Origin of the sequence: Brevundimonas lutea, assembly GCF_003704105.1 — a bacterium.
GTDB lineage: Bacteria > Pseudomonadota > Alphaproteobacteria > Caulobacterales > Caulobacteraceae > Brevundimonas > Brevundimonas lutea.
Map to the genome: position 1 here is coordinate 307,095 of NZ_QUOQ01000003.1, position 26,101 is coordinate 333,195.

The following is a 26,101-nucleotide window of genomic DNA, read 5'->3' on the forward strand; positions in this document are numbered from 1 at the left end:
AAACCTTCCGACGATGGGAGAAGGACGCTAAACGCCCCCCATGTCCCTGCCCCTCTCGCCCGCGCCCTTCCCGCTCGCCCGCCCTCGTCGCCTGCGCGCCGCGCCGTGGGTGCGCAGCCTGGTCGCCGAGACGGCCCTCACGCCCGCCGACCTGATATGGCCGCTGATTGTGCATGACGGCGCCGAGGCCCGCGTGCCCGTGCCCTCCATGCCCGGCGTGTTCCGCCTGTCGCCGTCCGAGGCGGCCAGGGCGGCGGTCCAGGCTCGAGATCTGGGCATTCCGCTGGTCGCGCTGTTCCCCAACGTCGACGCCGCGACCAAGGACGCGGTCGGAACCGGCGCCACCGACCCCGACGGCCTGATCCCCGACTGCATCAAGGCCATCAAGGACGCCGCGCCCGAGATCGGCGTCATGTGCGACGTGGCGCTCGACTGCTACACCGACCACGGCCATGACGGCGTGGTCGAGAACGGCCGCATCCTGAACGACGCCAGTCTGGAGCGGCTGGCCGAACAGGCCTTCATCCAGGCCCACGCCGGGGCCGACGTGGTTGCGCCGTCGGACATGATGGACGGCCGCGTTCAGGCCATCCGCGAGGCTCTGGAGGCCAACGGCTTTCACGACACCTTGATCCTCAGCTACGCCGCCAAATACGCCTCGGCCTTCTATGGCCCCTATCGCGACGCCGTCGGCTCGGCCGCCATGCTGAGCGGCGACAAGCAAACATACCAGATGAGTTTCGCCAATTCCGATGAAGCCCTGCGCGAGGTCGCCATGGACATCGCCGAGGGCGCCGACGCGGTGATGGTCAAGCCGGGGATGCCCTATCTCGACATTGTGCGGCGCGTGTCCGAGACCTTCCGCGTGCCGACCTTCGCCTATCAGGTGTCGGGCGAGTACGCGATGATCCAGGCCGCCGTCGCCAACGGCTGGCTGGACCGCGACCGCGCCATGATCGAGACCCTGACCGCCTTCAAGCGGGCCGGCTGCGCGGGGGTGCTGACCTATTTCGCTCCAGAGGCCGCGAAGCTGCTGGGGCGATAACTAAGCCAAACGTCCCGCCATTTAACTGATCGGTTGACAACGCCATCCGCGTTATTTAACTGTTCGGTTATGCAGTCGGAACCGGACATTCTTTCCGCCAAGTTCGCCGCCCTGGCCGACCCGACCCGTCGGGCCATCCTGGCGCGGCTGAGCCAGGGCGAAGCCAGCGTCAACGAGCTGGCCGAACCCTTCGACATGAGCCTGCCGGCCGTATCGAAACACCTCAAGGTGCTGGAAAAGGCCGGGCTGATCAGCCGGGGGCGCGAGGCCCAGTGGCGCCCTGCCCGGCTGGAGCCCATGGCGCTGAAGGGCGTCGCCGACTGGCTCGAACACTACCGCCGCTATTGGGATCAGAGCTTCGACCGCCTCGAAGCCTATCTGCGTAACGTTCAGCAAGGAAAAGACGATGGCTCACGAAACTGACGCGAACCCCTGCGATACCGACGGCGTCGCCCACGCCTTCGACCTGGTGCTCGAGCGGATCATCGACGCGCCGCCCGAGAAGGTGTTCCGCGCCTATACCGACCCGGCCATCCTCAGCCAGTGGTTCGCGCCCAAGCCGTGGTCGATCAGCGACTGCGTGATCGAGCCGCGTCCGGGCGGGCGCATGAACTTCATCATGCACGGTCCGGACGGCGAGCGGTTTCCGAACTCGGGGGTGTTCCTAGAGGTGATCCCCAACCGTCGCCTGATCTCCACCGACGCCTTCACGCCCGACTGGAAGCCGTCCGGTCAGCCTTTCATGGTCGCCCGCATCGAGCTGGAGCCGACCGCCGACGGCAAGACCAAGTACACCGCCACCGCCAGCCACTGGAACGAGGCGGCCATGAAGCAGCACGTTGAAATGGGCTTCCACGAAGGCTGGGGCCAGGTCGCCGATCAGCTCAACGAGATCGTTCAAACGTTCTGATGCCCTTCTCCCCTCGGGGGAGAAGGTGGGCCGCGAAGCGGCTCGGATGAGGGGGCTGGTGAAAGCGAAACCAATGCTTGCCGCTCGCCCCCGTGTCCGACAGCCCCCTCAACCGTCATGCTACGCATGCCACGTTCTCCCCCGAGGGGAGAAGGATGACGGAGCCTCTACAGCCATGACCCTCGCCGAAGACCTGCGCCCCACCCTCACCCTTCGCCGCACGTTCGACGCCCCGCGCGCCTTGGTCTGGCGGGCCTGGAGCCGGCCGGAGGTGCTGGTGCTGTGGATGGGTCCGGTCGAATGGCCCGCCTTCAGCGTCACCTCCGACTTCCGCGTCGGCGGTGAATGGCGCATCGGCCTAAGGTCCCCCGAGACCGGCGAGGAACTCTGGCAGGGCGGCGTCTATCGCGAGATCGCCGAGCCGGAACGCTTGGTCTTCACCTTCAAGTGGGACGAGAGCCACGAGGACGGCCCGCCGGTCGACACCCTGGTCACCGTCGATCTGGCCGAGACCGACGACGGCCGAACCGTCATGGACTTCACCCATCAAGGCCTGAAGTCCGAACGCAGCCTGACCGGCCACAAACACGGCTGGAATTCCACGATCGACCGCCTGGAGGCCTGGCTGGCGGCCAATCCCACTGAACCGGGTCAAAGGGAGAGACGACCATGAAGATCGTGCCCAGCCTCAGCTTCAACGGCCAGTGCCGCGAGGCCTTTGACTTCTACGCCCAGGTTCTGGGCGGCAAGATCACCACCGCCATGCGCTATGCCGACGGACCGCCCGAGATGCAGGGCGATCCCAAGTACAACGACTGGCTGATGCACTGCTGGATGGACGTCGGCGATCAGTCGATCATGGGCGCCGACATGGACGTGCAGTGGGCGCCCAACATCACCAAACCCAAGAACGGCTTCGACGTCAGCCTGCATACCGACGACGCCGATCAGGCGCGCCGCTGGTTCGACGCCCTGTCCGAGGGCGGCAAGGTGGTCATGCCCTTCGAAAAGACCTTCTGGTCTCCCGGCTTCGGAGCCTGCGTGGACAAGTTCGGCGTGCCCTGGATGATCAACACCAACGGCGAGCCCGGCGCGTGACGGGCGGTTTCATGAAGGCGTCGCCCATGGTGTGGACCGGCCGCGTGCTCAGCGGCCTGTTCATCTTGTTCATGCTGGGGGCTTCGGTCGCGCCGAAGTTCCTGATGCCGGAAATCGCTCAGGATGCGTCGCGCCCTATCGGCATCGCCGACGCCCGAATCCCGATGATCGGCGCGATAGAGCTGATCGGGACGCTGCTCTATGCATGGCGCCGGACCTCGCTCCTGGGAGCCGTGGCCCTGACAGCAGTCCTCGGCGGCGCCATCGCCACCCACATGAACGCGGGGAGCCCGCTGTTCAGCCACACGCTGTTCGGCGTCTATCTGGGCCTGGTCATGTGGGGCGGCCTATGGCTTCGAGACCCGGCGCTCAGAGGGCTTCTGCCGCTGCGACGCGGCGGCGTCTGATATCGTCGACCAAGCCAGCTCGCTCGATGCGCGCCAGGTCGATCACCGCCTCGATCTGGCGCGCCCGCCACAGGGCGGCGAAGTAGTGCAGCATCTGGAGGGTGACACCGACCACGATCACATATCCGAACCAGCCCAATGCCTCGACAAACTCTCGCAGGACATCCGGCGCGCCCTGCAGCCCAGCCAGGATCAGGGTCACCGGCACGGTGATGTAGAACAGCGCCGACATCCGCCACAGCGCCTCGCAGCGCCGGGCGTTGACGGCGGCCAGATCGGTCAGCCGGGTCAGCAGGGCGTCCGACAGCGGCTCCAGCTGCGCCAGCCCGGCCTTGGCCATCGGGGTCCGTCTGAGGGTGGACACCACATCCGCGCCGAAGAAGCCCCAGCCCGACGGCGAGAACATCAGGTGCCACAGCAAACGCCGCAGCCGGAACTCGAGCGTCAGGGCACGCCAGGCGCCCCAGAGCGGATCTGGAGCTACTTCCGCGACGACGGCAGGCTTTCCGGGTTCAACCGCGCCGCCAGGCTGGACGTATCCCATCGATTGCCCCCCATGGCCTGCACCTCGGCGTAGAACTGATCGACCAGCGCCGTCTGGGCCAGTCTTGCGCCGTTTCGTCGCGCCTCGTCCAGCACCAGGCCCAGATCCTTGCGCATCCAGTCGACGGCGAAGCCGAACTCGAACTCGCCTTTGGCCGCCGTCTTCCAGCGGTTGTCCATCTGCCAGCTCTGGGCCGAGCCCTTGGAGATGGCCTCGAACACGCCATCGGTATCCAGACCGGCCGCCAGGGCGAAGTGCAGCGCCTCGGCCATCCCCTGGACCGCGCCGGCGATGGCGATCTGATTGGCCATCTTGGTCAGCTGGCCGGCCCCCGACGGACCCAGATGGCGGATGGCGGCGCAATAGGTCTCCAGCGCCGGCCGCGCCGTCGCCACCGCCCCGGCCTCGCCGCCGATCATGGTGACCAGCCGGCCGTTCTCCGCCCCGGCCTGCCCGCCCGACACCGGCGCGTCGAGAAAGGCGCAGCCGCGCGCCTCGGCCGCCTTCGCCATCTCCCGCGCCACGGTCGCCGAGGTGGTGGTGTGGTCCACGAGCACCGCCCCGTCCGGCACGGATTTCAGCGCCTCGCCGACCACGCCACGCACATCGTCGTCATTGCCGACGCACAGGATCAACAGCTCGGTGCCCTGCGCCGCCTCAGCGATCGTCGCTGCGAACGTCCCGCCCGTCGCCTCGGCCCAGCCCCGCGCCTTGTCCGGCGAGCGGTTGAAACCGCGCACCTCGTGGCCGGCCTCGACCAGATGCCGCGCCATCGGCCCGCCCATCACACCCAGTCCGACGAAGCCGATCTTCATTGCGCGTCTCCCAGCCGTCCGTAGCGGCCCCGATGAAAGGTCAGCACCGGCCGGTCCTCGGCCTCGAACGCCTCGACCCGTCCGACGATGACCATGTGATCGCCCAGGGGCAGCCGATCATGGGTGGCGCAGTCGAACCAGGCGGCGGCGCGGTGAAGCCGGGGCGTGCCGTCCGGCGAGCGCGTGAACTCCTCGGGCTCCAGCCGGCAGACCCCGCGCGCGAACCGACGCGCCTCCGCCTCGTCCTCGGCGGCCAGCACATGCACCGCGAACCGTTCGGCCGCAGCGAACACCGGCCAGCGCTCGGACTGCTCATCGAGGCACCACAGGATCAGCCGGGGCTCCAGCGACACCGAGGTGAACGAGTTGACCGTAATCCCCAACGGCCCCTCGGCCGTGTCGGCGGTGATCACACACACCCCTGTGGCGAAGGCGCCCAGCGCGCGTCGATACGCACCGGCCTCGGCCGGGAGCGAATAGGGAGTGGGTTCAACGGTCACCGGCTGGGCCTAGCTGAGCGGTTTGCGGGGAGCAAGGACCCCGCCCGACTCGCTTCAGCATCAAAAGACTAGCCTGTCGCGCGCAGCGGTGTTCTGCGTTTCGTATTCTGCGATGCGACGGACAGTGTCGAGGTGCACTGCACGCGCGGCCGCCTCCATCTCAGCGCAATTGGAAGCGCCACGCATGGCGGAATCAGATCGCTCGCGACCCTGATCGATCAAAGCGAGCCGCCCACGCTCATAATCCATAAGCCCATCGACAAATGTGGCAAACCGTTCAAGCTCTCGGTCGTCGAAACTAGTGGTCAGAGAGATGACCGGAACGGTCATCACGACCTTGGCTTCCGTCCGGGCGGACTCTGCAACGCAGGCGCCATCTCGAGACCTGGCCCAACGCCAATCGTAACGCCAGTCAGTTCGAACGACCGCTCGGCCACCGTCCGCCGTGTGCAGTCTCGCGGCGCGCATTGCTTCGCGAAGCGACGAGGTCGCTGCGTCATCGATCGTATAGGTTTGGATTTCGATGCCTGGGAATTCGACGTCGCCGGCAAAAGCTTGCAGCAGCAACGCCAGGAATAAAGCTCCAGCCACGGTCGATCCCCTTATCCCGAGCCAACATCGGCGCTCAACGTGGATATCGCAAACACCTTCTTAACGGCGCGGCTGCGAAACTATGGCTAACGAACAGCGTCAACGGCTCCATAGCGAGAATGTCTTCCAGCGACCGCCCCATCCTGATCAAGAAGGTCAAGAAGGTCGTCGGCCATGGCCATCATGGCGGCGCCTGGAAGGTGGCCTATGCGGACTTCGTGACCGCGATGATGGCCTTCTTCCTGCTGATGTGGCTGATCAACACCACGGATCCGGAGCAGAAGCGCGGCATCGCCGAATATTTCGCCCCCGCCAGCGTCAGCGCCACCACCTCCGGCTCCGGCGGCATCCTGGGCGGCACCAGCCTGGGCGACGACGGGGCCAAGGGCTCCGGCGCCATGTCGGTGATCGAACAGCTGGCCCCCGAGGCGCCGCCGGACGCCCCGCCCGAGGCCGGTCAGAATCAGAACCTCGCCGCCGCCTCCGAGGAGGAGTTGCGCGACGAGATCGCCCGGCGCGAAGCCGCCGACTTCGCCTCGGCCGCCGCCTCCCTGCGCCAGGCCATGCAGTCGATGCCGGAGCTGGCTGAACTGTCGAAACAGCTGATCGTCGATCAGACGCCCGAGGGCCTGCGCATCCAGCTGGTCGACCAGGAAGGCCGCTCGATGTTCGGCAACAATTCGGCCCAGCCCAACGACCGCGCCCGTGTGCTGTTGCGGGCCGTGGCCCGGGTGGTCAACCAGTTGCCGAACCGCGTCACCATCACCGGCCACACCTCGGCGGTGGCGGGCCAGTCCCGCGCGTCCACCCCTGGCGACTGGCCGCTGTCGGCCGCCCGCGCCGACGCCTCGCGCGGCATCCTGCAGGCCGCTGGGGTCGATGCCGACCGGGTCTACGCCGTGTCGGGCAAGGCCGGTTCGGATCCGCTGTATCCCGACGACCCGACTCTGGCCGGCAACCGCCGCATCTCGATCGTGCTGTTGAGAGAGGCGCCGGTCCTGCCCACGGACACCAGCCTGTGACGAATGCGCCGGCCCGCAGCGGCGGCCGGCGCCTAGTGCGGACTAACCCCTTGCGGACTCAGGGGTTCAAGGGCCAACTCCGGATCAGGACCGATCCGTGACCCAGCATTTTCCCCAACGCCAGCTTCGCTTCTTCATGACGGGGGTCTCCCCCTGCCCGTACTTGCCGGGCAAGACCGAGCGCAAGGTGTTCGCCAACCTGCCCTTCGCCGGCGGTCCCGCGGTCAACGATCGCCTGACCCAGGCCGGGTTTCGCCGCAGCCAGAACATCGCCTATCGGCCCGCCTGCGACGACTGCGCCGCCTGCGTCTCGGTGCGCGTCCCGGTCGAGGAGGTGGTCTTCTCGAAAAGCCAGAAGCGGACCCTGGCCCGGAACGCCGACCTCACCCGCACGGCCGTCGAGCCCGCCGCCACCGTCGAGCAATACCGCCTGCTGTCCCGCTATCTCCACACGCGCCACCCCGAGGGCGGCATGGCCGGCATGGGATGGCTCGACTATGTCGCCATGGTCGAGGACACCTCGGTCCGCACACACCTGATCGAATATCGCCTGCCTTCGGCCGAGGCCGGCGCGCCGGGCCCCCTGGTCGGCGTCGCCCTGACGGATCGGCTCTCAGACGGCCTGTCCATGGTCTACAGCTTCTACGACCCCGACTTGGCCGATCGCAGTCCCGGCGTCTTCGCCATCCTCGACCACATCCTTCAGGCCCGCGAGGCCGCCCTGCCCTATCTCTATCTCGGCTACTGGGTCCGGGGCTCGGCCAAGATGGACTACAAGGCCCGCTTTCGTCCGCTGGAGGCCCTCACCTTTCTGGGCTGGACCCGGATCATGAACGAGGCGCCAGGCGCGTAAGGCTGGTTTTCGTCAGGTTTTGCGGAACCTTGGCCGTTGCGGTCCAGTTTTCCTTCCGGTGGCGGCGAGCCGACCGAGGCTCGCAGACGAAAGGGTGCGCGTGACCAATCCCAACCCCGCCGAGGTTCGGCGGCCGGACGACCTGATCGCCCGGTTCCGGACCGTTCGCGACCGCAGCCTCGGCCTCGCCGCGCCGCTCTCGCCCGAAGACCAGCAAGTCCAGTCGATGCCGGACGTCAGCCCGACCAAATGGCATCTGGCCCACACCACCTGGTTCTGGGAGACCTTCCTGCTGAAACCCTATCTCGAGGGTTACACCTCCCCGGATGGACGCTTCGACTATCTGTTCAACTCCTACTACGAAGCCATTGGAAGTCGTCATCCTCGCGCCGAACGCGGCCTGATTTCCCGACCGTCCTGCGACGAGGTCGTCGCCTATCGACGCCATGTCGATGACGCCATGACCACTCTGTTGGCCGACCCGCCCGCCCGGCACACAGACGAGATCGCCGGCCGCACCGAGATCGGTCTGAACCATGAGGAGCAGCACCAGGAGCTGCTGCTGATGGACATCAAGCACGTCCTGTCGATGAATCCGCTGTCGCCCGCCTACGCCCGCTCCGCGCCCCACGAGGTGCAGCCGACGCGCGATCCGGACTGGGTGCGGTTCGACGGCGGCCTGGTCGAGATCGGCCATGACGGCGACGGCTGGGCCTTCGACAACGAGGGACCGCGTCACAAGGTCTGGCTGGAGCCCTTCGCGCTGGCCGATCGGCTGGTCACGGTCGGTGACTGGCTAAGCTTCATCGAGGACGACGGCTATCACCGCGCCGAGCTGTGGCTGTCGGACGGCTGGGCCGTGGTCCAGGCCGAACAGTGGCGCGCGCCGCTCTACTGGCGCGAAGACGGCGAGGCGTGGTCGCTGTTCAGCCTCACCGGTCAGCACCCGCTGAATCCCGCCGAGCCGGTCTGCCACGTCAGCTTCTATGAGGCCGACGCCTTCGCGCGCTGGTCCGGCCGTCGTTTGCCGACTGAGGCCGAATGGGAGGTCGCCACGGCCGCCATGGCTGCTGATTCCGGTCCGGCCCTGCACCCGCGCCCCGCCGAACCCACGCCCGGTCTGCGCCAGATGCAGGGCGAGGTCTGGCAGTGGACCGCCAGCCCCTATGTCGCCTATCCGCGCTACCGCCCGGCCGAGGGGGCGTTGGGCGAGTACAACGGCAAGTTCATGTCGAACCAGATGGTGCTGCGCGGCGGCGCCTGCGTCACGCCGCCAGGTCATGCCCGAGCCACCTATCGCAACTTCTACCCGCCGGCCGCGCGCTGGCCCTTCACCGGACTGAGGCTCGCCGACGATGTATGACGCCGACCACGCGCGGGCGCCCCAATCGGATCGCCGCGCCATCCTGCACGACATGGAGCCCACGGCCGACGACTTCCTCGGCGCGGCTCTGAAGGGGCTGTCCAGCACACCCAAGGCCCTGCCCCATCGCTTCCTCTACGACGCCGAGGGCTCGGCCCTGTTCGATCGCATAACCCGCTTGCCGGAATACTATCCGACACGCACCGAGATCGGCATCCTGCGCGACAACGCCGCCGACATCGCGGCGCGCGTGGGGCCGAACGTCCAGCTGGTCGAGCTGGGCAGCGGCTCGAGCGTCAAGGTGCGAATCTTGCTCGATGCCCTGGACAACCCTTACGCCTACGTCCCGATCGACATCAGCCGCGACCATCTCGCCGGCGCCGCCCAGGCGATCCAGGACGCCTATCCGGACCTGAGGGTCGAGGCCATCGCCGCCGACTTCGCCCAGCCCTTCGACCTGCCGCCGCGCGGCGCCGGCAAGCGGGTCGGCTTCTACCCCGGCTCCAGCATCGGCAACTTCACGCCGGCGGAGGCCGAGTCCTTCCTGAAACTGTGGGCCGGACGCCTGGGCGCCGGCGCCATGATGCTGATCGGCGTCGATCTGCAGAAGGACGCTTCTATCCTTGAAGCCGCCTATGACGACGCCCAGAAGGTCACCGCCGCCTTCAGCCTGAATTTGCTGGCCCGGGCAAACCGGGAACTCGACGCCGACTTCGACCTCAAGGCCTTCCGCCACGAGGCCCGCTACCGGGCCGATGAAGGCCGGGTGGAGATTAGCCTGGTGGCGCTCAAGGACACCGAGGTCACTCTGGACGGCCGGCGGTTCACCTTCGAAGAGGGCGAGCGCCTGCACGTCGAGGACAGCTGGAAATACACCCTGCCGGGCTTCCGCGCCCTGGCGGACCGCGCCGGCTGGGAAGCGGAAACGGTCTGGATCGACCCCGACGGCTTGTTCAGCGTCCACATGATGCGGGTCCGTCCGTGAGCGAGACGCCCAAGCCTCGCGAGGGGATGCCGGACCCCAAGCTGGACGAAGCCACCTTTCGCGAGCGCTATCTCAGCGCCTTCGTCGATCCGGCCTTCGATCCGATGCGGGCCGAGCTCGACCGCATCGCCGGCATCGCCTTCGACGCCTATGACGACGGCCGAAAGGCGCCCATCACCCGTAAGGCCGGCCCCGGTTACGCTGACCCCGACTACGATCTCGCGGTCGACTGGATCAACGCCAAGGCCGCAATCGACGCCGCCCAGGCCCAGCATGACGCCAAAAACGGCCCGCTCCGCTATCTGCTGATCAACGCCTCGTCGCGCAGCGAGCACACCTGCCCCGGCGAGATGTCGAAGTCCTGGCGGTTGATGCAACTGGCCAAGGAAATCATCGAAGCCTCCGGAAACGTTGAGATAGAGGTTCTGGAACTCAACCGGCTGGCCTCGGAGTACGGACGCGACATCCATCCCTGCAAGGCCTGTTTCTCGACCGCGGCCCCGCTGTGCCACTGGCCGTGCTCCTGCTATCCGAACTACAGCCTGGGCCAGACCCACGACTGGATGAACGACATCTATCCCATGTGGGTGCGCGCCCACGCGGTCATGATCGTCACGCCGGTCAACTGGTACGCCACCTCATCGCCGTTCAAGCTGATGATGGACCGGCTGGTCTGCGCCGACGGCGGCAATCCCGATCCGACCCTGACCCACGGCAAGGACGCCGAAAAGGCCAAGGCCGAGGAGCTCAAGCGCTGGGACTATCCCCGCCACCTGGCCGGGCGCACCTTCGCCGCCGTCGTCCACGGCGATGTCGAGGGCGCCGAGAACGTGCGCCGCAGCCTGCACGACTGGCTGTGCTTCATGAAGCTGATCCCCGCCGGCGCCGAGGCCGAGCTGGACCGCTACATCGGCTACTGGAAGCCCTACGCCACTAGCCATGACGAGCTGGATGCGGACGAGAATATCCAGGAGGAGGTGCGCAACGCCGCCCGCTGTCTGGTCCGCGCCACCCAGGCCCGCCGCGACGGCCGCCTCACCGACCCCAGCCAGGACCTCGAGACGCCCCGGCAGAAGTAGGCGAGGCGCCGCGCGTCAGTCCTCCGACTGACGCGCCAAATCATCGGCCTGACGCTCCAGGTCGTCGGCCTGCTGAGCCAGGCGCGGCGCCAGGGCGGCCAGTTCGGCGTCGGTCACTTCGTTTCCGCGCTCGCGGTTCTTGACGATCTGCTCGGCGCGATAGGCCGGATCGCGCAGCCGCACGGACTCGACCCGCATCTGATCCGCGCCCTTGCGCATCTGTTCGGCGCCATTGCGCATCTGCACGCGCGCCTCGACCATGTGTCGCTGGGCGTCTTGCTGAGCCCGGGCCGCGAGGACGCGGGCATGCTCGCCCATCGCCTCCGCGTGCACCCGCATGCGTTCGCCGTGGGCGCGCGCCTCGTCGCCGCGACGACGCGCATCCGCGGCCGCAGACTCCGCATGACGGCGCGCCTCCTCGCCCCGTCGCCGCGCTTCTTCGCCATGCGCCCGGGCCTCGGCGGCCCGGCGGCGGGTCTCCGGCGTCGCCTCCTGCACGATCACATGCGAGGTGCGATGGAACAGCGGAGCCGGCGGCGCGGGCGGCGCGGGTGGGGGCGCCGGCGGGGCGGGAGGAGCCGGAGGCGCGAAGCCGACCAGAGCTGGCGCGGGAGGCGGTGCGGGCGGCGCCGGGGGCGCGGGCGGCATGGGCGGCGCTTCGCCGTCGCCCAGATAGATGATCTCCGGCTCGGCCTGAGGTGCGACCTGGCTCGCGATCTCCACGGCGGCGAGCGGCGTGGCGACGGCGACGAGACCCAGGGCGGTCAGGGCGACAGCGAGGCGGCGGCGGGGGGCGGGATGGTCGGTCATGATGGCGGCGATCCTTGTCTTGAGGGTGCGGACGTCGGCGGCCATGGCGGTCGCGGCGACGGGTGAGGGTTGGGAGGCGAGACGGACCAGCGTCCGGGCGTAGGCCTGACGGTCGACGCTCTCGAGGGCGACGGCGTCGGCCGCCTCCTCGGCCTGCTCCGAAAGGGTCCGGTGAAGCATCCAGACCAGCGGATTGAACCAGAACAGCGCCAGCGCCAGCCGCGACAGCAGCAGGAACAGCCAGTCGCGACGTCTGAGATGGGCCAGTTCGTGGGCGAGGATGGCCGAGGCGGCGACCTCGTCGCGCTCGCGGCTGGCGGGGTCGATCAGGATGGCCCCGGAACGCAGGCCCCAGCTGAGCGGCGAGACGATTCTGTCGCTTTCGACCAGACGGGGTCGAGGCTGCGGCGCCAGTCGTTCCAGCGCGCGGCGCCAGGCGGCCGGCGCCGCCCTGCCCTCGCCTGTCCAGACCATCAGGGCGGCGACACCCAGGCCGAACCGTCCGGCCACGATCACCGCGCCGAACAACCAGGCCACCGCGGCGGCGACGCCCCAGCCGGGCCAGACCACCGACCCGGTCACCGTGACACCGCCAACGGGCGGCGCCGCGCCCTGCCAGACGGCGGCGATCACGGGCTCGGGCGGCGGCAGCAAGGCCCACTGCAGAGCCGGACCAAAGGCCATCAGCAACGGAAGAACCAGCAGGGCGATCACCGCCGCCCGCAGCACATCCACCCGGTCGATCGCCCGTCGGCCGACCAGCCGCGCGGCGATCAGCCCCGCCCCGGCCACGATGCTGGACTTGGCCAGCAGCGACCCGATGAGAATGGCGCTCATCACCGGCCCTCCATCGTCCGAGCCCGATCGATGGCCTGTTCCAGAGCCTTGGCTTCCTCCGGCGACAGCCGGTCCGCCATGCCCAGCAGGGCCGTGGCCGCGCTGGCCGCCGAGCCGGCGAAAAAGGTGTCGATCATCCGCTGCAGCGCCCCCTTGGCCACGCTGTCGGTGCGCGGCGCGGGGCGATAGACGAACCCGTCCGTCCCCGGCTCGCGCGACACCCAGCCCTTGGCCTCCAATCGACTGAGAAGCGTGCGTACGGCCGAATCGCTGATCGGATCGGATAGGGCGTGACGGACTGTGGCGGCGGTTCCGTGTTCGAGGCGGCACAGCGTCTCGAACACTTCGCGCTCCCGTCGGGGAAGACTCTCGATCATGCCCATCTCCGCTACATGCGTAACGCTACAAGCGTAGCGCACCGTGGCGAAAGTGTGGCGATAGGATGAATTCGAGTTAGGGAGACTGGGACCGCGACATTACAGCACCTGACAATCATTCGCATTGCGATTGACTCGCGCCTGTCGGCCGTGATCAGGGGCGGCCAAAGGAGTTCCGCATGCCCAAGTCCCTGATGTCGGCCGTCGCCGCCGGCCCCCTCTTCCTCGCGCTCGCCGCGGCGCCGGTCGCCGCGCAGGAGGCGATCGCGACCAGCGCGACGGAACTCGACGAAATCGTCGTCGTCGGAGCCCTGACCGACGTCGTGGTCCAGCGCGACGAGATCGAACTGACCCAGGCCAACGACATCGGCGACATCTTTCGCCGGACGCCCTCGGTGGCCGTCGGCGGATCGCTGGGCATCGCTCAGAAGATCTACGTCCGGGGTCTGGAAGACAGCCTGCTGAACGTCACGGTCGACGGCGCGCCCCAGCGCGGCACCCTGTTCCACCACATCGGCCGGGTCTCCATCGAACCCGAACTGCTGGAGACGGTCGAACTGCAGACCGGCGCCGGCGAGGCCACGGCCGGGTTCGGCGCGGTCGGCGGCGCCATCCGCTTTCGCACGGTCGATCCCACCGACCTGCTGCGCGACGGCCGCGACTTCGGCGGCATCGCCAAGGCGGGGTGGTTCTCCAATGACGGCGAGAAGTACAGCCTGACCGGCTTCGGCCGCCTGTTCGGCGACGTCGGCCTGCTGGCCTCCTATGTCCAGGTCGACCGCGAGGAGATGGAGGACGGCGACGGCCGCCTGCTGCGCGGCACGGCGGCGGAACAGCGGCTGGGCTTCCTCAAGCTCGGCGGCGACCTGGGCGGCGGCCACCGCTTCAGCCTCAGCCACGAGATGCGCGACGAGGAAGGCGAGTTCGGACAGCGGCCCAACTGGCCCGTGCTGGAAGGCGATCGCCTGTTCCCCGGCGAGGCCCAGCGACGCACCACCGTGGCCAACTATGGCTACGACGCCGGCCTGGGCTGGGACATCGAGGCCACCGGCTATTTCACCCGCACTGAGTTCACCCAGGACCGCTACGACCGCTGGGGCCTCTACGGCGCGGAGATCGAAACCTACGGCGCCGACCTGCGCGGGCGCTTCGATGTGGCGGACCATCGCCTGACGGCGGGAATCGAGCACCGCCGCGACGAGGTGGTCAGCCAGTATCTGGGCGACCCCGCGATGTGGCAGCCCTGGGCCTGGGATCCGGCGATCGGCCGCTTCGCCGAGGAAGGCAGCCTGATCGGTGTCTATGCCCAGGACCACTGGCGGCCGACTGATCGTCTGCTGATCAGCCTCGGCGCCCGGTACGACAGCTATGAGCTGGATCAGGTCACCTACGCCGACGGGACCGACAGCGACGGCTTCAGTTTCAACGGCGGTCTCGACTACGATCTCACGCCCGACCTGACCTTCAACATCGGCTATGCCGAGGCCTTCCGCGGCAAGGAGATCGGCGACGCCTTCACCCTCGAGACCCGCCCGGGCCGGATCTCCCTGGCTCCGGACCTGCGTCCCGAACGGGTCGAGAACTTCGAGATCGGCCTGGATTGGGCCCGCGACGGCTGGAGCGCCTCGGCCGTCTATTACGACATGGCTATCGACGATGTGATCCTGGACCAACTCGGTTCAGGACCGGCGCCTCAGGGGTCGAGCTATTACGAGAACGTCGGCCGCTACAGCTCCGACGGGATCGAACTGCGCGCCGGTTACCGAAGCGGCCCCTTCGCCGTCGACGGCTTCTTCAACAGCTACGATTCGCGTCTGAATGGCCGCCGGATCGAGGGCTATGAGCAGATCGCCCTGGGCAATTCTATGGGAGACAACTGGAACCTGACCGCCAGCTACGACCCGTCGGACCGGCTGGGCTTCCAGGCCAGCGTGACCCGCTATGACGACCTCAACGACATCGAGGTGCTGTATCGCGAGGTCGAGCTGGGCTTCATCGACCAGACCCAGTTCGTGGACAAGCCGGGCTATACGGTGGTCGACTTGTTCGGCCGCTGGTCCCCGTTCGCGGACAGGAACATCGAGGTGCTGGCCGCGGTCTACAACCTGTTCGACGAGACCTATCGCCACCACGCCAGCGTGGCGGACTACAGCGCCATCCCCGGCTATGAGATCGTGCAGGGCGTCAATGAGCCGGGCCGCAACGTGCGCCTGACGGTGGCGTATCGGTTCTGATGCGCGCCGCCCGGCCCGCCATCCGGCTGTGGCATCGATGGTTCGGCCTGCTGGCCGGGGTCTGGCTACTGCTCCTGGCGGTGACCGGCTCGGCCATCACCTATTACGATGAGCTGGACAGGGCGCTGAACCCGGACCTGCGGTCGGCGCCCGCCGCCGGCGGTCCAGCCGATCCCGCCGCCATGAGCAAGGCGCTGGCGGCGACGGAGGCCGCGCTGCCGGGCTTCTCGCCCCGACACATCGACCTTCCCGACCGGTCGCGGGAATCGATCTGGCTGATCGGATCGGCGGAGGTCGACGGCGCGCGCACCGGCGTTCAGGCCTTCGCCGACCCCTCGACCGGCGACCTGCTGGGTTGGCGCGAGAGCGGGGTTTGGTCGCTGCATCGCCATCACATCCCCGACCTGCTCTACGGCCTGCATGTCGATCTGCTGGTGGCGCCCTGGGTGACCTGGGCGTTTGGCCTGGTCAGCCTGTTCTGGCTGATTGACCATGGACTGGCCTTGGCCCTGGCCATCCCGCGCCTGTCTCTGTGGGCCGACGCCTTCAAGCTGAAGGGGCGGGCCGGCAGCCTCCGCCGTCTGTTCGACTGGCATCGGGCGCCCGGCATGTGGGCGTGGCCGGTGACGGCGGTGCTGGCTCTGACGGGCGTCACCCTGGCCTGGCCCGACGACAGCCGCGACGCCGTGCGATGGGTCACCCCGGTGTCCGAGCGCCTCGACTTCACCCTGCCCGATCGACCCGTCGCGACGCCGTCCGTGACCGTTGAACAGGCGTTCGCCACCGTGGCGCCCCTGGACCGGATCGACAGTTTTCGCCCGCTGCCGGACAAGGGCGTCTATGCGGTGCGCACCTTCGATCCGCGCGACCTCGACTATCAGGGTCGGCTCTGGACCTATGTGGACATGACCACGGGCGCGGTCGTCGCCCGCCGCCACGACAATGGAGATGGCGCCGGCGACGCCTTCTTCGCCTGGCAATATCCGCTGCATTCAGGCCAGGCCTTCGGCGAGGTCGGCCGCGCCCTGGTCTTCCTCGGCGGCGTGGTCACCGCCGGACTCGCCTGGACCGGGGTGCTGCTGTGGTGGCGACGTCGGCGGCGGTCGAGACCGGCCTAGAAGTCCATCGTCAGCCGCACGCCCACGGTCCGGCCCTGGCGAGGCGAGGTCGTCGGCCGCGCCGAGCCGTTGAAGCCGTTGCGGGTCTCTTCGTAATACTCATCGAACAGATTGCGCGCCCACAGGCCGACGCGCCAGTTGGCGTTCGCGGGCCCCGTCGACAGGCTGGCGTTGACCAGCCAGTAGTCGTCGATGATCGAGCTGGAGCTGACCGAATAGAGCTCGTCGCGATAGCTGTAGTTGGTCTCGGCCCGCCAGTCCCAGCCCGCCGCCAGCCAATCGTAGGAGACCGCGCCGGCATAGGTCAGGGGCGGAAACTGCAGCTGCTCGCCCGACCGGTCGTTGGTGATGATGATGTCCCAGGGCCCGTCCGGCGGATTGGCCGCGTCGGTCGCCGCGCCGTCGATGGCATCATACTCGTCGTACTCGCCGTCCTTGTAACCCAAGCTCTGGCTGATCGTCAGGCCGTCGACCGGAACCCAGGTCAGTTCGATCTCGCCGCCCAAGATGTGGGATTCGGGCACATTGGTGATCTTGCCCAGCCGGCCGACCTCGCGGTCGTACTCCAGCCCCTGAACCTGCTGGTCCGTATAATCGTAGAAGAACACCGCCGCGTTCAGCCGCAGCCGGTCGTCCAGCCAGTCCGACTTCAGGCCGGCCTCATAGGCGATGACGATCTCGGGCTTGAAGGGCGTGGCCGAGGTGGCGTTGTAGGTGGTGAAACCGCCGGACTTCACCCCGCGCGCCACGCCGGCGTACAGCAGGGCGTCGTCCGACAGCTCGTATTCCAGCCCGACGCGGCCAGAGACCTCGGACAGGTCGGTGTCATATCTGAGCTCCGGCCCGCCCGGGACGCCGCCCACCGCCGTGCCGGCGCTGGTCAGGCTGCGCTCCTCATATTCATACCGCAGCCCGCCGATCAGGCTGAGCCGGTCGGTGAGACGATAGCTGTTGTGTGTGAAGACCCCGATCGCCTCGACGTCCTGTTCATAGGCCGTTTCGATCAGGGTTTGCCCAAAGCCGCGGAACTGGGTGACGAAGCCGCCGTCATTGGCCTCGTCGGCGTAGTGCGCGCCGACCAGCCAGTCGAACCGCCCCCCACCCTGAGACGCCAGGCGCAGCTCCTGCGAGAAGACATCGATATCGTTATAGAACCAGACGTCCGACTCCGCGAAGCGCGTGCCGTCCCAGTCGTTGTACTCATCGCGCTCGAAGCTCTGCCAGGCGGTGATCGAGGTCAGGTCGGCGAAGCCCAGATCGGCCGTCAGGCGGGCCGAGAGATCGAGACCCTCGTTGTCCCGGCCCGGATTGTCGCCGACCTGACGACCGGACACGGCGGCCAGTTCCGGGCTGAGTTCCCAGCCCGTGATCCGCCAGGCGGTGTCGGCGGGAATGGTCGTCGTGCTTCCCGACGGCGTGTACGGGCCGAGCAGACGGAAGCCGAGCCCGTCCGACCGGTCCTGGCTCCAGGTCGCCGAAAGGTCAGCCGTCAGGGCCTCGGTCACGTCCCAGGTCAGGCGGCCGCGCACGGCGGTCTTGTCTAGATCGCCAAGCTCCTCGCCCGTGTCGCGATTGTATTGCCAGGCCCCACCCTGCTCGGCCACCGCCGCCAGTCGCCCCAGCAGACCCGGCGCGATCGGGCCTGAAATGTATCCCTCGACCTTGGCGCGGTCATAGGTCCCGTACTCGACCAGGGCGCCGACACGGGCGTCGGCGGTCGGGGCGTTGGTCACCAGATTGACCGCCCCGCCGGTTGTGTTGCGGCCATACAGCGTCCCCTGCGGCCCGCGCAGCACCTCGATCCGGGCCAGGTCGAACAGCGCGCCCTGGGTCGTCACCGTATAGGGATGCGCCACCTCATCGACATAGACGCCGACCGTCGAGGCGTTGTTCGAGGAATATTCCCGCGCGCCGATGCCCCGGATGCGGAACTGCGGCTGCCCGCCCCCGAACTGGCTGTCGACCTCCATGTTCGGCACGACGTTCTCGATGTCGTTGATGACCAGAACCGCGCGCTCCTCCAGGGCGTCGCCGGCGATCAGGCTCAGCGCCTGGCCCACATCCTGGGCCGCCTCCTCGCGCCGCTGGGCCGTCACCACGATCTCGTCCAGCCGGGTCGCCTGTTCCTGGGTCGCCTGAGCCTGAACGGGCGCGGCGAGCGACGCCAGCAGAACGGCGCCGGACGCGCCAAACAGAAGAGCCTTCATCGCACCATCCAATCGGTCGGGCGCGCGCATGGGGCCGCGCCTTCAGGAGTGTTCAGGGGTCACGCGCCCGAATGGCGCGGATCGGCCGATGGCCCGCCCCTACTCCGGACGGCGTCTCATCGGCCCACTGCCAAGGCGGCGCATCGACGCCGCATCCATACCTTGGCCGTATGATGCATTGGTGACGCCAGATGTAGGATGCTGCAGCGCACAACGCTAGAGGCGCGCGGACATGGTCGCGCGGAGCCTGGCTCTACTCGAATTCCACCAGCACGTCGTCGGCCGCCACCGGGTCACCATCCTTGGCGCTGACAACCTTGACCACGCCGTCCCGTTCGGCGCGCAGGATGTTCTGCATCTTCATGGCCTCGATGATGGCCACGGTCTCGCCGGTCTTGACCTCCTGGCCGACCACCACCGGGATCGACACCACCAGCCCCGGCATCGGTGACTGGATCAGTTTGGAGGTGTCCGGCGCGGCCTTTTCCGGCAGACGCGCATAAAGCTCGGCGACGCGCGGGCTCATCACCCGCACCCGCGCCCGGGCGGCGCGCCAGCGGATGTCCCAGCCGTCGGCGGCCCGTTTCACCTCGGCGGTAAACGGTTCGCCGTCGAGCACGCCCCGGAACTGGGCCAGACCCGGGCGCCAGTCGATGTCGGACAGGACCAGCGAGCGATCCTCGCCGGTCAGGTCGAGGATCAGCGCCTCCGCGTCGTCATAGCCCAGGGTCACCCCGTGGGCCTCGCGGTCGATCAACACGATCCAGTCGGTGCGGTCCGACGGATCGCCCGACTGTTCGGCGGCGACTTCGTTCATGGCGGCGGCGGCGGCAATCAGCACGTCGCGGCCCCTGCCCTCGACCGGCAGGCCGTTGAACCCGTCCGGGAACTCGTCGCCGATATAGCGGGTCGACAGCTGGCCCGAACGGAACCGCGCCTGATCCATCACCGCCGCAAGGAAGGGGACGTTGTGGCCCAGCCCCTCCAGGTGCGTGTCCTCCAGAGCCCGGGCCATGCCGTCGATGGCGCCCTCGCGGGTCGGCGCCCAGGCGCACAGCTTGGCGATCATCGGGTCGTAGAACATGCTGATCTCGTCGCCCTCGCGAACGCCCGAGTCGTTCCTGACTGTATAATCCCCCTGATCCCCCTCCTCCGGCTGTTCGTAGCGCACCAGGCGTCCGATTGAGGGCAGGAAGCCGCGATAGGGGTCCTCGGCATAGATCCGGCTCTCGATGGCCCAGCCGTCGATTTTCAGATCGTCCTGGCCGAACGCCAGCTGTTCGCCATAGGCGGACCGGATCATCTGCTCGACCAGATCGACCCCGGTGATCAGTTCGGTCACCGGATGCTCCACCTGAAGCCGGGTGTTCATCTCTAGGAAATAGAACGACTTGTCCTGCCCCGCCACGAACTCGACCGTACCGGCCGAGTCGTAATTCACCGCCTGGGCCAGCGCCACGGCCTGGGCGCCCATCGCCGTGCGCGTGGACTCATCCAGCAGCGGCGACGGCGCTTCCTCGATGACCTTCTGATTGCGCCGCTGGATCGAGCATTCCCGCTCGAACAGGTGCACCACATTGCCGCGCTTGTCACCCAGCACCTGGATCTCGATGTGGCGCGGGTTCTCGATGAACTTCTCCAGGAACACCCGATCGTCGCCAAAGGCGTTCAGCGCTTCGGCCTTCACCGCCGCGAAGCCCTCGGCCATGTCGGCGTCGGAGTTGGCCACGCGGATGCCCTTGCCCCCGCCCCCCGCCGAGGCCTTGATCATCACCGGATAGCCGATGCCCTGGGCGATCTTCACCGCCTCCTCGGGCGTGTCGATCAGCCCCATGTGGCCCGGCACGGTGTTCACCCCCGCCTCGGCCGCCAGCTTCTTGGAGCTGATCTTGTCGCCCATGGCCTCGATGGCCTCGGGGTTCGGTCCGATAAAGGCGATCCCTTCGTCGCGCAGGCGACGGGCGAAGCCGGCGTTCTCGCTGAGGAATCCAAACCCCGGATGCACGGCCTCGGCGCCCGTCTGGCGCACCGCCTCCACGATCTTGTCGGCCAGCAGATAGGACTGCGCCGCCGGCGCCGGGCCGATCAGCACCGTCTCGTCCGCCATCTCGACCGCCAGCGACCCCGCGTCCGCCTCGGAATAGACCTGCACCGTGGCGATCCCCATGCGGCGACAGGTCTTGATGATGCGGACGGCGATCTCGCCGCGATTGGCGATCAGGATTTTCGAGAACATCGGCGTCCGCAGCTGGCCAAACAGGATGCGCCCGGCTTAGGCCAAGCGTCGAACCCGATCAAACCCTTGCGAGTTTCCCCCTGCGACCGATCCGCGCTTTGCAAGCGGGGCCATGATCGGGTTTAACGACGCCACGCTCGCGGCTGGTCCGCGACCTTGCCCAGTGAAGAAAACGGAGACCCATCCCGTGAAGACGCTTCTCGCCGCCGCTTCGGCGCTCGCCCTGATCACCGTCGCCGGCGCGGCCGACGCGCAAAGCTGGGCCGACCGCACGCGTCAGGACCTGACCGCCGCCCACGCCAATCTGCGCGACAATCACCCCGGGGCCGTGGTCCAGGGTCCGGCGGGAGACGCCTTCCGCAGCTGGCTCGACGCCGGTCTGGCGGAAGCCAACGAAATGACGAGCCGCGCCAACAGCGGCGACGCCCAGGCCTATCTGCTGCGCTGGTACGGGCGTGGCTTCCACGATTCCAGCACCGCGATCCGCCCGACCTTCGAGACCCTGGACCCGTGGTTCGCCACCGCCTGGCCTGGCGTCGCCACCGGCTGGCGCAATGGCGCCTACGTCGTCACCCATGTGAAGGAGGGTGTGCGTCGCGCCCCGCCGCTCGGCGCCCAGCTGGTGTCGTGCAACGGCGTCTCGGCCGAGGACATGGCTCAGGACCGGCTGGACGGCTGGGAGGCCGACCTGTCGACCGAAGCGGGGCGAATCCGCTCGGCGCCGTATCTGCTGTGGAACCGCAACAACGCCTTCACCGGCGCCGGCGTGCCCCAGAGCTGCCGCTTCAAGGTCGGCCGCCGCGAGCGCGAATTCCGCCTCGAGACCATCAATGGCGATCTGGCCGGCCAGGAAGTCGGGTTCCGCTCGGCCATGTACTGGCCCTCCGCCCAGCCGCTCGGTGTCGAACAGGTGGATGGCCGCACCTGGATCCACGTCCATTCCCTGGCCGACGACGCCGGTTGGGAGGCCTTCTACGCCCAGGTCGAGTCGCAGATCGACGCCGTGCGCTCGCCCAATGGCCTCGTCATCGATCTGCGCGGCGCGAACGGCGCGGCCCTGAACGCGACGGCGCGCGGCTATGTGCTGGCCAACACCATCTGGACGCCGGAATTCACAGTCAGCCGCCAGCCTCCGGCCGAGGAGATCACCTATCGCGCCACACCGGGCAATCGCCAGTGGTTCGTCGACACGCTGGGCCGCATGGAGGCCGATCCGGCCTTTGTCGCCAACAACATGCCGATCATCGAGAACACGCGCGAAATCGTTGCCGCTTTCGACCGCGCGATCGCGGCCAACCAGCCCAGCTTCACCCTGAACGCCCCGGCTCCCGCCGCCGATACCGGTGCGCCGAATCCCGTCCAGGGCAATGTCGTGGTGCTGGTCGATTCGGGCTGCTCGGGCGGCTGCCTGGATATCCTCGACCTGCTGACCCGCCTGCCGAACGTGCGCACGGCCGGCCAGCCGACCGACGTCTATTCGATGTTCGTCGAGCCGACCGTGGTCCGCCTGCCCTCCAACTACACAGAGCTGACCTACGGCCATAAGGCCTGGGCCGGTCGGGCCGACCGCCACAATCAGCCGGTCACACCCCAGGTTGCCTACACCGGCGAGCCCACCGACGAGCAGGCCGTTCGCACCTGGGTCTCCAGCCTGTTCGGCGCCTGACCCGAGATCGGCGGCGCGCCTATCCCCTAGACCGAAATCGGTCCAGTTGGACGCTATCCAACTGGGCTTAGATTTCGGTCCAGCATAATTCTGGAGCCTGATTCACGGCATCGGTGGGATCGCGAAGCGATCCCACCTCAACCGATCAGGCTCTAGGCGCGCCGCCGCTTGGCCTCTAAACCCGGCCCATGCCCAAGCTGACCTCCGCCGTCGATCCGGCCAGTTCCGCCTTCAAGGCGCTCGACGCCCACAACCGCGCCCTCGCAGACGACCTGCGCGCCCGCGTCGCCAAGGCGGCGCTCGGCGGACCCGAGAAATCCCGCGATCGTCACGTCTCGCGCGGCAAGCTGCTGCCGCGTGACCGGGTCGAACGCCTGCTCGACCCCGGTTCGCCCTTCCTCGAGATCGGCCAGCTGGCGGCGGGCGGCATGTACGACGACGAGGCGCCGGGCGCCGGCCTGATCTGCGGCGTCGGACGCGTCTCGGGTCGCGAGGTGATGATCGTCGCCAACGATCCGACGGTGAAGGGCGGCGCCTACTTCCCCCTGACCGTCAAGAAACACCTCCGCGCTCAGGAGATCGCCGCCGAGAACCGGCTCCCTTGCGTCTATCTGGTCGATTCCGGCGGGGCCAACCTGCCGCACCAGGCCGAGGTTTTCCCCGACCGCGAGCATTTCGGCCGCATCTTCTTCAATCAGGCCCGCATGAGCGCGGCCGACATCCCCCAGATCGCCTGCGTCATGGGTCTGTCCACCGCCGGCGGCGCCTATGTCCCGGCCATGTCGGACGAGACGGTGATCGTCCGCAACCAGGGCGCCATCTTCCTGGCCGGCCCGCCCCTGGTGAAGGCCGCCACCGGAGAGGTCATCTCCGCCGAGGAGCTGGGCGGCGCCGAGACCCACGGTCGCCGCTCCGGCGTGGTCGATCACGTCGCCGAAAACGACGAGCACGCGCTGGAGATCGTCCGCGACATCGTCGCCCATCTGAACACGGTCAAGTCCGTCGAGATCGACGTCCGCGAGCCACGCCCGCCCGCCTTCGACCCCGAACAGCTGTACGGCCTGATCCCCGAAGACGTGCGCGCCCCCTATGACGTCAAGGAGGTGATCGCCCGCTTGGTCGACGGCTCCGAGTTCGAGGAATTCAAGGCGCTGTACGGCTCCACCCTGGTCTGCGGCTTCGCCCGCATCTGGGGCTATCCCGTCGCCATCCTGGCCAACAACGGCGTGCTGTTCTCGGAAAGCGCCATGAAGGGCGCCCACTTCATCGAGCTGGCCTGCAAGCGAAAGATCCCGCTGGTCTTCCTGCAGAACATCTCCGGCTTCATGGTCGGCGGCAAATACGAGGCCGAGGGCATCGCCAAGCACGGCGCCAAGCTGGTCACGGCCGTCGCCAGCGCCAATGTGCCCAAGTTCACCGTCCTGATCGGCGGCAGCTTCGGGGCCGGCAACTACGGCATGTGCGGCCGGGCCTACTCCCCCCGCTTCCTGTTCACCTGGCCCAACAGCCGCATCTCGGTGATGGGCGGCGAACAGGCCGCCAGCGTCCTCGCCACCGTCCACCGCGACGCCGACACCTGGTCCGACGCCGACGCCGAGGCCTTCAAGGCCCCGATCCGCCAGCGCTACGAGGACGAGGGCAACCCCTATTTCGCCACCGCCCGCCTGTGGGACGACGGCGTCATCGACCCGGCCCAGACCCGCGACGTCCTGGGCCTGGCCATCAGCGCGAGCCTGAACGCCCCGATTTCGGAGACGAAGTTCGGCGTGTTCAGGATGTGAGGCTCTCCATAGCCCTCCCCTGATGGTGAGGGCGCACCCCTATTCCCCCATCCATCACCGCCATCTGCCCGTCCCACGGCAGCTTGCGCCGCGCCAGCGTCCGTATCTCCGACCCCGCCCCGGCATCCCCCCATCATCGCCGGATGGACATCACCGACACTCTGCATCCCGACGATGAGCGCTGGGACCGCGTTCGAGACCGCTATCTGGGCGGCGAACCGGCCTGGAGCGTGTGCGCCGACTATCGCCTCGCCCTGTCCACCTTTCGCGCCCGCGCCAGACGCGAGGGCTGGCGCCGTTGCGACCAGCCCTCGGAAACGACGCCGCCGCTCGACCCGGATGAGATCGACGACGAGCCCTTCGATCCCGACCTGCTGGTGATCCGCGCCCGCGCCCATCTGCGCCGCGCCGTCACCGCGGGCGACGCCCTGAACGCGCTCAGATGGATGAAGATGGTCGAACAGCTCACCGACTTCGCCCGCCGCGAACGCTGCGTCCGCGTGCGCCACGCCCCTGACCCCAACGGGGCCGAGGACGAGGCCCGCGAAGCCGCCTGGCGCCGCCGCGAGACCCTCGAGGGCCTGATCCTACCGGACGCAGACCCCAAGGACGGCCTGGACGCATTCCTCGATCCGGACCCCGTCATGGACTCCGAGTCCAACGCCGGCCCGGTCCAATCGCTGTCCCAAGCTCCTGATCGCCTTGAACAATCCGAGTCGCTCTGCGACGAGCTGGACTCCTTGGACTCATTTTTCTCCGCGGATGAGCTGGCCGCCCACCCCGACCTCGCCGACGCCGTCCGCGCCATGAGCGCCCTGTCGCCCTTCCTTCGCGACCAGCCCCAAAACGCGCCGGGCCGTGAGGAGCTCAGCCGATGCGCACCCCGGTCATGGAGATCGAGCCGCCTTCGATGACGTCGTTGAAGAAGCCGACCGGCTCGCCCGGGTCTCGCACCGCCGCAACATAGAGCAGCGGCAGGAAGTGCTCGTCGGTCGGCACGCTCATCTGGGCGTCCTCGGCAAGGCCGACCCAGTCGATGAGGGCGTCCTGGTCGCCGCGCTCCAGCGCCGCCTTGACCGCGTCGTTGAAGCCGCTCGCCCAGCCATAGGGCTCGCCCCCGTCGCGCTTCCAGGTGCGGAGATTGTGGACGAAGTCGCCGCTGCCCGCGACCACGATCCCCTCATCTCGCAACGGCCTCAGCCGCCGGCCAAGGTCGAAATGACCGCGCGCGTCCAGTCTCCGATCCAGCGACAGCTGCACCACCGGCACGTCGGCCTCTGGCCAGACATGGGCCAGCACCGACCAGCTTCCGTGATCCAGGCCCCAGTCATCGGTGATCCCGGCGCCTGTGAGCTCGGCCACCCGCGTCGCCAGCGCGGGAGAGCCCGGCGCCGGATAGATCATCTCGTGCAGCGCCCGGGGAAATCCGCCGAAATCGTGGATCGTCGGCGGCGCCGTCTGGCCGGTGACGCTCGGCCCCTCGGTCTCCCAGTGGGCCGAGACCATGACCGCGCCGCGCGGCTTGCCGACCGCCTCGCCCACAGCGCGCCAGGTGTCGGCGTAGGGCCCGCCCAGGGCGTTCATGGGCGAGCCGTGACCGAAGAACAGCGCCGGCGTCGGCAT

At 68.2% G+C, this 26,101-nt stretch carries 25 protein-coding genes; 16 read left to right on the forward strand and 9 right to left on the reverse strand.

Features of this window, described 5'->3' with window-relative positions; genetic code table 11:
* Positions 1-40 precede the first annotated feature (40 nt).
* From hemB to EES48_RS05505, 6 genes are all read left to right on the forward strand, one after another.
* Positions 41-1,045 carry a porphobilinogen synthase gene (hemB, locus tag EES48_RS05480; protein ID WP_122465378.1) on the forward strand — a complete coding sequence of 335 codons (1,005 nt, stop codon included), beginning with the start codon at positions 41-43 and terminating at the stop codon, positions 1,043-1,045.
* A 69-nt stretch (positions 1,046-1,114) separates the two neighbouring features.
* Positions 1,115-1,468 carry an ArsR/SmtB family transcription factor gene (locus EES48_RS05485; RefSeq protein WP_122465379.1) on the forward strand — a complete coding sequence of 118 codons (354 nt, stop codon included), beginning with the start codon at positions 1,115-1,117 and terminating at the stop codon, positions 1,466-1,468.
* Positions 1,452-1,955, forward strand: coding sequence for an SRPBCC family protein (locus EES48_RS05490; RefSeq protein ID WP_122465380.1), 504 nt, complete (start codon positions 1,452-1,454; stop codon positions 1,953-1,955). The genes EES48_RS05485 and EES48_RS05490 overlap by 17 nt, the downstream gene beginning before the upstream one ends.
* Before the next feature lie 175 nt (positions 1,956-2,130).
* Positions 2,131-2,628 carry an SRPBCC family protein gene (locus EES48_RS05495; protein WP_122465381.1) on the forward strand — a complete coding sequence of 166 codons (498 nt, stop codon included), beginning with the start codon at positions 2,131-2,133 and terminating at the stop codon, positions 2,626-2,628.
* The gene (locus EES48_RS05500) at positions 2,625-3,053 is read left to right on the forward strand and encodes a VOC family protein (RefSeq protein WP_122465382.1); all 429 of its coding nucleotides are present in this window, start codon (positions 2,625-2,627) and stop codon (positions 3,051-3,053) included. Before EES48_RS05495 ends, EES48_RS05500 begins: the two co-directional genes overlap by 4 nt.
* Before the next feature lie 11 nt (positions 3,054-3,064).
* On the forward strand, positions 3,065-3,460 hold the full coding sequence (locus tag EES48_RS05505) for a DoxX family protein (RefSeq protein WP_122465706.1): 396 nt from the start codon (positions 3,065-3,067) through the stop codon (positions 3,458-3,460).
* Here the strand turns inward: EES48_RS05505 and EES48_RS05510 are convergent.
* The 4 genes from EES48_RS05510 to EES48_RS05525 form a co-directional block, all read right to left on the reverse strand.
* Positions 3,423-3,866 (reverse strand): hypothetical protein, encoded by a 444-nt coding sequence (locus EES48_RS05510; RefSeq protein WP_162998037.1) that lies wholly within the window; start codon positions 3,864-3,866, stop codon positions 3,423-3,425. The genes EES48_RS05505 and EES48_RS05510 overlap by 38 nt on opposite strands.
* A gap of 74 nt (positions 3,867-3,940) precedes the next feature.
* Positions 3,941-4,819 carry an NAD(P)-dependent oxidoreductase gene (locus EES48_RS05515; protein WP_122465384.1) on the reverse strand — a complete coding sequence of 293 codons (879 nt, stop codon included), beginning with the start codon at positions 4,817-4,819 and terminating at the stop codon, positions 3,941-3,943.
* Positions 4,816-5,319, reverse strand: a complete 504-nt coding sequence (locus EES48_RS05520) for a flavin reductase family protein (RefSeq protein ID WP_122465385.1) — start codon at positions 5,317-5,319, stop codon at positions 4,816-4,818. Before EES48_RS05520 ends, EES48_RS05515 begins: the two co-directional genes overlap by 4 nt.
* A gap of 60 nt (positions 5,320-5,379) precedes the next feature.
* The gene (locus EES48_RS05525) at positions 5,380-5,910 is read right to left on the reverse strand and encodes a DUF922 domain-containing protein (RefSeq protein WP_122465386.1); all 531 of its coding nucleotides are present in this window, start codon (positions 5,908-5,910) and stop codon (positions 5,380-5,382) included.
* Between the two features lie 119 nt (positions 5,911-6,029).
* Here EES48_RS05525 and EES48_RS05530 point away from each other — a divergent pair, with 119 nt between their 5' ends.
* From EES48_RS05530 to EES48_RS05550, 5 genes are all read left to right on the forward strand, one after another.
* Positions 6,030-6,932 (forward strand): flagellar motor protein MotB, encoded by a 903-nt coding sequence (locus EES48_RS05530; protein WP_122465387.1) that lies wholly within the window; start codon positions 6,030-6,032, stop codon positions 6,930-6,932.
* Positions 6,933-7,029: 97 nt separating this feature from the next.
* The gene (locus EES48_RS05535) at positions 7,030-7,785 is read left to right on the forward strand and encodes an arginyltransferase (protein ID WP_122465388.1); all 756 of its coding nucleotides are present in this window, start codon (positions 7,030-7,032) and stop codon (positions 7,783-7,785) included.
* Positions 7,786-7,885: 100 nt separating this feature from the next.
* Positions 7,886-9,148, forward strand: a complete 1,263-nt coding sequence (gene egtB / locus EES48_RS15105) for an ergothioneine biosynthesis protein EgtB (protein ID WP_240623234.1) — start codon at positions 7,886-7,888, stop codon at positions 9,146-9,148.
* Complete coding sequence (gene egtD, locus EES48_RS15110) at positions 9,141-10,133, forward strand: L-histidine N(alpha)-methyltransferase (RefSeq protein WP_122465389.1); 993 nt, start codon at positions 9,141-9,143, stop codon at positions 10,131-10,133. The genes egtB and egtD overlap by 8 nt, the downstream gene beginning before the upstream one ends.
* Positions 10,130-11,212, forward strand: coding sequence for a flavodoxin family protein (locus tag EES48_RS05550; protein ID WP_240623235.1), 1,083 nt, complete (start codon positions 10,130-10,132; stop codon positions 11,210-11,212). The genes egtD and EES48_RS05550 overlap by 4 nt, the downstream gene beginning before the upstream one ends.
* Positions 11,213-11,227: 15 nt before the next feature.
* Here EES48_RS05550 and EES48_RS05555 read toward each other — a convergent pair whose 3' ends face one another.
* Positions 11,228-12,859 carry a M56 family metallopeptidase gene (locus EES48_RS05555; protein ID WP_122465390.1) on the reverse strand — a complete coding sequence of 544 codons (1,632 nt, stop codon included), beginning with the start codon at positions 12,857-12,859 and terminating at the stop codon, positions 11,228-11,230.
* Entirely contained in the window at positions 12,859-13,236 is a 378-nt protein-coding gene (locus EES48_RS05560; protein WP_122465391.1) for a BlaI/MecI/CopY family transcriptional regulator, read from the reverse strand. Before EES48_RS05560 ends, EES48_RS05555 begins: the two co-directional genes overlap by 1 nt.
* 179 nt (positions 13,237-13,415) lie before the next feature.
* On the opposite strand from EES48_RS05560, the gene EES48_RS05565 reads away from it, so the two are divergent.
* The gene (locus EES48_RS05565; protein WP_122465392.1) at positions 13,416-15,470 is read left to right on the forward strand and encodes a TonB-dependent receptor domain-containing protein; all 2,055 of its coding nucleotides are present in this window, start codon (positions 13,416-13,418) and stop codon (positions 15,468-15,470) included.
* Positions 15,470-16,588 carry a PepSY-associated TM helix domain-containing protein gene (locus EES48_RS05570; RefSeq protein WP_122465393.1) on the forward strand — a complete coding sequence of 373 codons (1,119 nt, stop codon included), beginning with the start codon at positions 15,470-15,472 and terminating at the stop codon, positions 16,586-16,588. Before EES48_RS05565 ends, EES48_RS05570 begins: the two co-directional genes overlap by 1 nt.
* Here EES48_RS05570 and EES48_RS05575 read toward each other — a convergent pair.
* Positions 16,585-18,795: a TonB-dependent receptor gene (locus tag EES48_RS05575; protein ID WP_122465394.1), complete on the reverse strand. Its 2,211-nt coding sequence runs from the start codon at positions 18,793-18,795 to the stop codon at positions 16,585-16,587. The genes EES48_RS05570 and EES48_RS05575 overlap by 4 nt on opposite strands.
* Before the next feature lie 253 nt (positions 18,796-19,048).
* A complete protein-coding gene (locus EES48_RS05580) occupies positions 19,049-21,031 on the reverse strand; it encodes an acetyl-CoA carboxylase biotin carboxylase subunit (protein ID WP_122465395.1) in 1,983 nt (660 codons plus the stop codon).
* 187 nt (positions 21,032-21,218) lie between these two features.
* Between EES48_RS05580 and EES48_RS05585 the strand changes: the two genes are divergently transcribed.
* From EES48_RS05585 to EES48_RS05595, 3 genes are all read left to right on the forward strand, one after another.
* Entirely contained in the window at positions 21,219-22,697 is a 1,479-nt protein-coding gene (locus tag EES48_RS05585; protein WP_122465709.1) for a hypothetical protein, read from the forward strand.
* A 188-nt stretch (positions 22,698-22,885) separates the two neighbouring features.
* A complete protein-coding gene (locus tag EES48_RS05590) occupies positions 22,886-24,478 on the forward strand; it encodes a carboxyl transferase domain-containing protein (RefSeq protein WP_122465396.1) in 1,593 nt (530 codons plus the stop codon).
* A 143-nt stretch (positions 24,479-24,621) separates the two neighbouring features.
* A complete protein-coding gene (locus EES48_RS05595) occupies positions 24,622-25,392 on the forward strand; it encodes a hypothetical protein (RefSeq protein WP_122465397.1) in 771 nt (256 codons plus the stop codon).
* On the opposite strand, the gene ygiD is transcribed toward EES48_RS05595, so the two are convergent.
* Positions 25,346-26,101, reverse strand: a complete 756-nt coding sequence (ygiD, locus tag EES48_RS05600) for a 4,5-DOPA-extradiol-dioxygenase (protein WP_122465398.1) — start codon at positions 26,099-26,101, stop codon at positions 25,346-25,348. The genes EES48_RS05595 and ygiD overlap by 47 nt on opposite strands.

What these genes read in the sequence shown, in the direction of transcription:
- hemB (WP_122465378.1), top strand. Translation starts at nt 41, where the DNA reads ATGTCCCTGCCCCTCTCGCCCGCGCCCTTCCCGCTCGCCCGCCCTCGT.
- EES48_RS05485 (WP_122465379.1), top strand. Translation starts at nt 1,115, where the DNA reads ATGCAGTCGGAACCGGACATTCTTTCCGCCAAGTTCGCCGCCCTGGCC.
- EES48_RS05490 (WP_122465380.1), top strand. Translation starts at nt 1,452, where the DNA reads ATGGCTCACGAAACTGACGCGAACCCCTGCGATACCGACGGCGTCGCC.
- EES48_RS05495 (WP_122465381.1), top strand. Translation starts at nt 2,131, where the DNA reads ATGACCCTCGCCGAAGACCTGCGCCCCACCCTCACCCTTCGCCGCACG.
- EES48_RS05500 (WP_122465382.1), top strand. Translation starts at nt 2,625, where the DNA reads ATGAAGATCGTGCCCAGCCTCAGCTTCAACGGCCAGTGCCGCGAGGCC.
- EES48_RS05505 (WP_122465706.1), top strand. Translation starts at nt 3,065, where the DNA reads ATGAAGGCGTCGCCCATGGTGTGGACCGGCCGCGTGCTCAGCGGCCTG.
- EES48_RS05510 (WP_162998037.1), bottom strand. Translation starts at nt 3,866, where the DNA reads ATGTTCTCGCCGTCGGGCTGGGGCTTCTTCGGCGCGGATGTGGTGTCC.
- EES48_RS05515 (WP_122465384.1), bottom strand. Translation starts at nt 4,819, where the DNA reads ATGAAGATCGGCTTCGTCGGACTGGGTGTGATGGGCGGGCCGATGGCG.
- EES48_RS05530 (WP_122465387.1), top strand. Translation starts at nt 6,030, where the DNA reads ATGTCTTCCAGCGACCGCCCCATCCTGATCAAGAAGGTCAAGAAGGTC.
- egtD (WP_122465389.1), top strand. Translation starts at nt 9,141, where the DNA reads ATGTATGACGCCGACCACGCGCGGGCGCCCCAATCGGATCGCCGCGCC.
- EES48_RS05555 (WP_122465390.1), bottom strand. Translation starts at nt 12,859, where the DNA reads ATGAGCGCCATTCTCATCGGGTCGCTGCTGGCCAAGTCCAGCATCGTG.
- EES48_RS05560 (WP_122465391.1), bottom strand. Translation starts at nt 13,236, where the DNA reads ATGATCGAGAGTCTTCCCCGACGGGAGCGCGAAGTGTTCGAGACGCTG.
- EES48_RS05565 (WP_122465392.1), top strand. Translation starts at nt 13,416, where the DNA reads ATGCCCAAGTCCCTGATGTCGGCCGTCGCCGCCGGCCCCCTCTTCCTC.
- EES48_RS05570 (WP_122465393.1), top strand. Translation starts at nt 15,470, where the DNA reads ATGCGCGCCGCCCGGCCCGCCATCCGGCTGTGGCATCGATGGTTCGGC.
- EES48_RS05575 (WP_122465394.1), bottom strand. Translation starts at nt 18,795, where the DNA reads ATGAAGGCTCTTCTGTTTGGCGCGTCCGGCGCCGTTCTGCTGGCGTCG.
- EES48_RS05580 (WP_122465395.1), bottom strand. Translation starts at nt 21,031, where the DNA reads ATGTTCTCGAAAATCCTGATCGCCAATCGCGGCGAGATCGCCGTCCGC.
- EES48_RS05590 (WP_122465396.1), top strand. Translation starts at nt 22,886, where the DNA reads ATGCCCAAGCTGACCTCCGCCGTCGATCCGGCCAGTTCCGCCTTCAAG.
- EES48_RS05595 (WP_122465397.1), top strand. Translation starts at nt 24,622, where the DNA reads ATGGACATCACCGACACTCTGCATCCCGACGATGAGCGCTGGGACCGC.
- ygiD (WP_122465398.1), bottom strand. Translation starts at nt 26,101, where the DNA reads ATGCCGACGCCGGCGCTGTTCTTCGGTCACGGCTCGCCCATGAACGCC.